General features: G+C 50.7%; 5 protein-coding genes and 1 pseudogene. All 6 read left to right on the top strand.

The window, feature by feature from the left end:
• Nucleotides 1–270 (top strand): annotated as a pseudogene (locus C233_RS23490) (IS481 family transposase); the annotation flags it as partial.
• Between the two features lie 1,124 nt (nt 271–1,394).
• Nucleotides 1,395–2,510 carry a DUF3575 domain-containing protein gene (locus C233_RS0105860; protein WP_018666666.1) on the top strand — a complete coding sequence of 372 codons (1,116 nt, stop codon included), beginning with the start codon at nt 1,395–1,397 and terminating at the stop codon, nt 2,508–2,510.
• Between the two features lie 14 nt (nt 2,511–2,524).
• A complete protein-coding gene (locus C233_RS0105855) occupies nt 2,525–3,433 on the top strand; it encodes a FimB/Mfa2 family fimbrial subunit (RefSeq protein WP_018666665.1) in 909 nt (302 codons plus the stop codon).
• A 31-nt stretch (nt 3,434–3,464) separates the two neighbouring features.
• Nucleotides 3,465–4,427 carry a fimbrillin family protein gene (locus C233_RS0105850; protein WP_018666664.1) on the top strand — a complete coding sequence of 321 codons (963 nt, stop codon included), beginning with the start codon at nt 3,465–3,467 and terminating at the stop codon, nt 4,425–4,427.
• Between the two features lie 42 nt (nt 4,428–4,469).
• Nucleotides 4,470–5,444: a fimbrillin family protein gene (locus C233_RS0105845; protein ID WP_018666663.1), complete on the top strand. Its 975-nt coding sequence runs from the start codon at nt 4,470–4,472 to the stop codon at nt 5,442–5,444.
• A gap of 124 nt (nt 5,445–5,568) precedes the next feature.
• Entirely contained in the window at nt 5,569–6,429 is an 861-nt protein-coding gene (locus tag C233_RS0105840) for a hypothetical protein (protein WP_018666662.1), read from the top strand.
• The last annotated feature ends 51 nt before the right edge of the window (nt 6,430–6,480 follow it).

The raw sequence follows: 6,480 nt of genomic DNA, 5'->3' as shown, positions 1-6,480 counted from the left end.
AAAATTTATACCTCTATTGAGCAGCTGCAAACTGACCTTGATGCGTGGATGAACTCTTACAACACGGAAAGAACACACTCCGGAAAGTATTGTTTCGGGAAAACGCCAATGCAGACTTTTATCGAAGGAATAGCCGTCGCAAGGAAGTATCAACTACAAAATCAGGAAACAATAAAACCGAATGAGGTTGGTAAAACGCCATTCGGTTGTGAGAGTGAAGAAAGTTGCGTAACTTCGCAACAAACAACTGACAGTTGTTTTGTCCGATAGTAAAACAAATGTCAGAGCAAGTCTTGACTATTACACTTAAAGGGATACCGTTTACCCGTCTTTCAGGATTTACTTCACCGGCAACACCTACTCCGAAAATATTGTTTCCAGATTGTTCTACCGGTTTCTGACAAAAAGGGGTGGTTTCAACTCAAACCCTCCCACTCTTTTCCGGTTCAACTTTCGGTTTAACTCATACAGGGCAAGCCATGTTAAGGCAATGCCTCCCTAAAATAAAAATCCGGTTGGTTTTCCGTTTTTTACGTTGCTCCTTGACTCCCGGTTGAGCCTAACTGCATCATACTATACTAAGTCAGTATCCTTTTTACATTTCCAATGTATTTTGTATTCTATTCTCCGTATTTGCAGCCAGTTATCACTTGATATTTTGCAAGTAATAAATCAGAAATATGTTCGTAACCTTTAGTGGTGCATTCTAAAGAGTGAAGATTTAACGCTTTTATTGTTTCTTAACTCATTTGGAGTATCAATATGAGCAGTTTTCTCTTTCCCGGTGCAATTTGTTTCCAGATTTTATTTCTATTTTACCCCATTAGTATGAGCCACCGTAAAGGTACTATACTTTGTTTGGTATCGTTCGATATTCCATATTTCAGTTGTTCCCTTTTTATTCTTTCGTCTCATTCAGAATGGGTATCAATGTCATCCCTTGCCTCCGATTGCCCAAAAATCTTTGTGAAATCGGTCGGTAATTCATTAAATTTTCATACATTTACATCCGATAATAGAACATATTGGACAATTTGCATGTATATAAAAAATGAAGGTGTCTGTGAGAAATAGAATGGAAGATTTGGCAGATAGGGAGATTTTTATACTCTCTCTCTCTCTCTCTCTCTCTCTCTCTCTCTCTCTCTCTCTCTCAGGCTACGCGCGTCAAGATACAAAATATCATTTAACTATCAATCAGTTAGCAGGATTTTTCTTTTTGGATTATCCTGTCTTTTCCTACGAGACACATTCTATAAATCCCATACCTCCCCCGCTACCGTTGCGGCAGCGGACAGAGGATTGTGTGCTTTCTGGCGGTATGCGGTACATGGAGATGCCATGCCCGTATGTCGCCGGAAAGTCTTTCATGTAGAATCAATAAACATAAATGTATGAATTTGAAAAAGCCCATATTGACATTGCTGCTTATGCTGTCTCTTTTGCCGCTCTCAGCGCAGGAACCGGCAGATACGTCCTACGTGTTCCGCTTCGTACCACATGAGGACATGTTCTACGTTCCGTTCGGGGAGAACGGAAAAGAACTGCAACGCCTTCAGGAATGTGTGGAACGACACAAGGCGGACATCCTGTGTGGGAAAATCCCCCTATATGTGGACGGTTACAGCGTTTCCGCATCCGCCGAAGCGGAAAACCTCGCCGTGGCAAAAAAACGTTCCAACCGTGTGAAATCCGAACTGATAACCCGCAGCGGACTTGTGGAGAAATGCTTCATCACACATAACCATGCCACGGACGGCAATCTCGTCACTGTACGCCTTGTAATACCGACAGAGAAGAATGTTCCGAACAGTACGCAAGCGGAAGCCGACAGTATAGCTGCGGAGCGTGTGAAAGTGGAACAGGCAGAGAAAGCCCGTCTTACTGCCGAAAAGAAAGCCGAGGAAGAACGCCTTGCGGCAAAACGTGCCGAACAGGAGCGCAGGACGGCCGAGGAAGCCGCACGTAAGGCGGAGTTTGAACGGGTGGAAGCCGAAAGGCTCGCCGCTAAAAAAGCCGGCATAGACGACTATACTTTCTCCCTGCGTGCTAACCTGCTGCGTTGGGCGACCCTTACACCGGATTTGGGTATAGAGTGGCGCATCAACCCGTCATGGGGCATTCTGGTAAACGGCTCGTGGACTTCATGGACGTGGAACGACAAGGACAGAAGATATGCCCTCTGGGAAGTATCGCCCGAAGTGCGCTATTATATAGGTAAGGAGAAACGCGGCTATCTGGGTGCGATGTACAAGGCCGGGCAGTTCAATTACAAGCTCTCCTCGACCGGCAGGCAGGGCGACCTGATGGGCGGCGGCATTACCGGCGGTTATCAGTTGCGGTTGAACAAGACCCTCTCGCTCGACTTCAACCTCGGCATCGGCTGCGTCCATGCCGACTATGAGAAATACGAGGTCATCGACAAGGTTCGTGTACGCCATGGTAGGGAGAGCAAGAACTGGTGGGGCCCCTTCAATGCAGGTGTAACCTTAGTGTGGAAACTGTTCTAACGGAAGGAGGAAAAATGAAGAAGATATTAAAGAATATGCTGGAAAATATACGTTCACGGGAAACAACGGTCGTTCGTAAAACAGTTTTGCCGGTGGCGGCAGCGACCCTTACTTTTGCTGTCACCATGACGGGCTGCGTGAAAGACGAGCTTTTCAACACGCCGCATCCCGACAAAGGGGCTGTAGTACTCGATATGGACGGGTTGCCCGGTGGAGACGGATATACAGTCGATATAGACGGGAGGACATTTGAAGCGACCGGAAGTACGTTTACCGTGCCCGACCTATTCGAGCCAGGGACACATACCGTAACGGTATATAACCGTCCCGAAGGTTTTTCCGTGGAAGGACTTGTCGCCCGTGTGGCTCCTTTTGGGGCAGCAGTCCGTTCGGCTGACGGGCTTATACACCCCCTTCCCGGATATTTACATTCAGGAACACGGCAAATAGAGCTCACAGCAGACGACAGCCTGAAAGTGGAGATGTCCGTGTTGCAGCGTGTACGCGACCTGTGTATTGAGTTGACCGTTACCGAAGGCGACCCCGAACGGATAGCGTCTGTCGAGGGAACGCTGTCGGGCATAGCCGGAGCATTCGACCTTTCGGCACAGCAGACTACTGGCGGTGCTGTCTCTACGGTTGTTGAATTTATCCGCACAGGAGACAGACTGACTGCCGATGCACGGCTATTGGGTGTGACGGGCGACAGGCAGACCCTCGCCATAGAAATCGTGTTCACCGACGGACGGACGCAGACGACGGAAAGCGACATGACGGACTATCTGAAAGACTTCGGCAACGACATGACAGAGGCATTCCGGCTGGCAGGCGACCTGAACACCCCGATAGAAGCGGACATGAGCGCCACCATCGACAACTGGCAGCCGGGCAACGGCGGCGGTGAGGATGTGGACATACAGTAACAAGGAAACTGAATAAATAAAATAACAGACTATGCAAAAAATGAAAGTGACAATGACCGGGCTGCTTGCACTCGCCGTATTGGCAGGATGCAGCAACGATGAAAACCTACCCGGAGGGAATGACAGCGACAGCCGTGTGGCACTGCAAGTGACAAGCGGTATCCAGACCCGTGCCTACGATGACCAGTGGGAAGCCAATGATGCCATCGGTATCTTCGCACTGATGCCGAGAACCACTGAGATAGCCACCGATGAAACGAGCGGAACGGCACAGGGCAACAGGCAGTACAGTACGTTAGAAAATGCACTCGGCACATTCAACCCTGCCGACAAAAACGCGACCATCTACCTGCCGGTGGACGGAAGCACACGCGACTTCACCGCCTACTACCCATATAAGCCGGAAATGGCGGGCAGCACCTACAAGATAGACCTGAGCAATCAGGCAGAGCAGAAAGACATCGACTTCATGGTAAGCACGACGCAGCAGGCAGAGGGAAGCAGCAAGACCAAAGGTATCAGCAAGACCGACCCGACCGTGCAGTTCCGCTTTGAGCACAAGCTCTCGAAGGTGCGCCTGAACATCAAGACCGGAGCTGGCTTCAAGGGCAACCACAGCGAGTTGGCGGGTATGACGGTAGCCCTCACGGGACAGCAGACGACCGCCAACTTCGACGTACTGACTGACGACGAAGTAACCATTGCGAAAGGTTACGAAGGCATTGACCTGTTCACCGCAGAAAACGGACGGACATCCGAAGGCATCGTGATGCCGAGCTATGACTATGACGGGATGCAGTTCGAGTTCCGCGTCAAGGGGCACGAGCAGCCTTACGTGTGGGAGCTGAACAACTCGGAGAAAGCCACGAGATTCGATCCGGGCAAGGAGTACATCTACAACATCACCATTCACAAGACCGCCATCGAGGTCACGGCCACCATCAAGGACTGGGAACAGGGCAACGCTGACGGCGAAAGCGGCAGTGCGGAATAAGGGACAGGACACACAGGCAATAAGAGAAAAACAAATAAAAAGATGAAAGCAACGAATTACATTCTTTTTGCAGCCGCTGCTATTGCGCTGGCGGCTTGCAGCAATGACGGACTGCCCGGCGACGACCCGAACGCCCCGGTGGAAATCCGCCTGACGGGCGGTCTGGAGGTGCAGACCCGTACCTCGCACAACCTCGACATGATGCTGAAACCCGGAGAACAGGTACACGTGTGGGTGGATGATGCCGGAAACGTGGCAGACAAGGAACTGTACAAAGACAGGGAACTGACGGCAGGAGACGACGGTGCCTTGACGGGCGAGACGATGTACTTCCCCCAGACCGGCAATGCCGTGGACATCTATGCCATACACGGGAACTTCGGGGAAGATACGGATTGGACAGAAAGCGGTTTCTGGGCAACGGAGATTACGCACACGGTAGCACAGAACCAAAAAAGCGGAGAGGACGGCTACGCCAAGTCCGACCTCGTGTATGCCAAAGTAAACAATGTCGCCCGTACAAAAGAAGCCATCAATCTGCAATTCAGTCACCTGCTCTCCAAGATAGAGGTGGTATTGGTGAAGGGAGACGGAAGCCCGGACATCTCGAAAATGGAAATCCTGAACACGAGGCTCGAAGCCGTCTTGACCCCGGACAAGGCGAAAGAATTCAAGGTGACAGAGAACGGTCCGCAAGGAGGAAATCCGATTGAGATAGATACCAACCTGACCGGGGCAGATATCGCCGCAAACACGGGAAGCGATGATGGCAAAGTGTTAAACGAAGCCATCATCGTGCCGCAGCTCTTGACAAAAGATACACCGTTCATCCGCATCACCACTACTGCGGGCGGGGAACTGATTTACAGACTGCCGGAGGACAAGACGTTCGAGCCTGCCAAGAAATACCGCTTTACCGTTACTGCCAACCTGACGGAGCAGAAGGTAGTAAGTGCAAAGATTACAGACTGGACTAAGGAAACAGGCGATGATAATGGCACAGCCGAAATGGAGTAATCGCTGACAGTCGCCCCGTGCATCAGCGTAATCACGGAGAGATACCTATATAATATAAGGTGTAATTGCCCGCATCGCTGTGGGCAGTGGCACATAAAACCATAAAATTAATAGTAAAAAGAAGATGACAAAGAATTGTTTGAAACCGAAGAGCATCCTTGCAATGGCAGGATGCCTTGCAATGATGAGCACCTTCACTGGCTGTCATGACGACAACAAAAACAAGGAAGGCGAAAGCACGATTTTGAAACCCATCGCCGAGAACATCACCGGCAAATGGAACCTCGCCACCAGCTACGCGAAGAAGGACGGCAAGTGGGTGGAAAGCCCTATCCCCGAAGGTCAAGGGCAGACCTACACCATCCGCACGGACGGCACCGTGGTGAGTACCATCACGGCTGCCGACGGCTTTACCACCCTCAAAGGGGGCGAGTGGAAAACCGATGAAGAAGCAGGTACGCTGACCCTTGCCACAATGACCGTCAACATCCTCAGCCTGGATGCCACCTCGTTCGAGATGGGCGACTACGGAAAACTCACTGACACAGAGACGGGCGAAACGTTGGAGGGAGAATTCAAATGGAGACTCACCCGCATGGACGAAACGGTGAAGACCCCTGCCGAAAAACTGGTAGGCAAATGGGCGTTCAAAGGCACTTACGAGAAGAAGAACGGCGAGTGGAAAGAATACAACCAGTATGAACCCGATGAAGCATGGGTGGAATACCGCGAAGACGGTACCGGAACAAACTACTACAAGGTAGGCAACAAGGAATACAAGGAGGGCGGTGGATGGAGCATGAACACCACTGGCCAGATACGCACCACGAAAGAAGGCAGCGAGGAAGCAAAAGTTGCTCCTCCTATTACCTTCGAGGATGACAATACCTACTCAACTGCCTATACCGAATGCTACGACCCTGCCACTGGTCAGATTGTGGCGACAGGCGAGTTCAAAGACGTGTATGTCCGCTCGCAAGAGTAAGGGATAACACCCGAAGCCACCCCGTGCATCGGCGTAAGCACGGAGAGATAC

This window comes from Bacteroides gallinarum DSM 18171 = JCM 13658 (assembly GCF_000374365.1).
GTDB classification, from domain to species: domain Bacteria; phylum Bacteroidota; class Bacteroidia; order Bacteroidales; family Bacteroidaceae; genus Bacteroides; species Bacteroides gallinarum.
Note: the sequence above shows the minus strand (reverse complement) of the source record. Positions and strands in the feature narration are given on the sequence as shown.

Coding starts and splice junctions, on each gene's coding strand:
- C233_RS0105860 (WP_018666666.1), top strand. CDS start 1,395: ATGAATTTGAAAAAGCCCATATTGACATTGCTGCTTATGCTGTCTCTT.
- C233_RS0105855 (WP_018666665.1), top strand. CDS start 2,525: ATGAAGAAGATATTAAAGAATATGCTGGAAAATATACGTTCACGGGAA.
- C233_RS0105850 (WP_018666664.1), top strand. CDS start 3,465: ATGCAAAAAATGAAAGTGACAATGACCGGGCTGCTTGCACTCGCCGTA.
- C233_RS0105845 (WP_018666663.1), top strand. CDS start 4,470: ATGAAAGCAACGAATTACATTCTTTTTGCAGCCGCTGCTATTGCGCTG.
- C233_RS0105840 (WP_018666662.1), top strand. CDS start 5,569: ATGACAAAGAATTGTTTGAAACCGAAGAGCATCCTTGCAATGGCAGGA.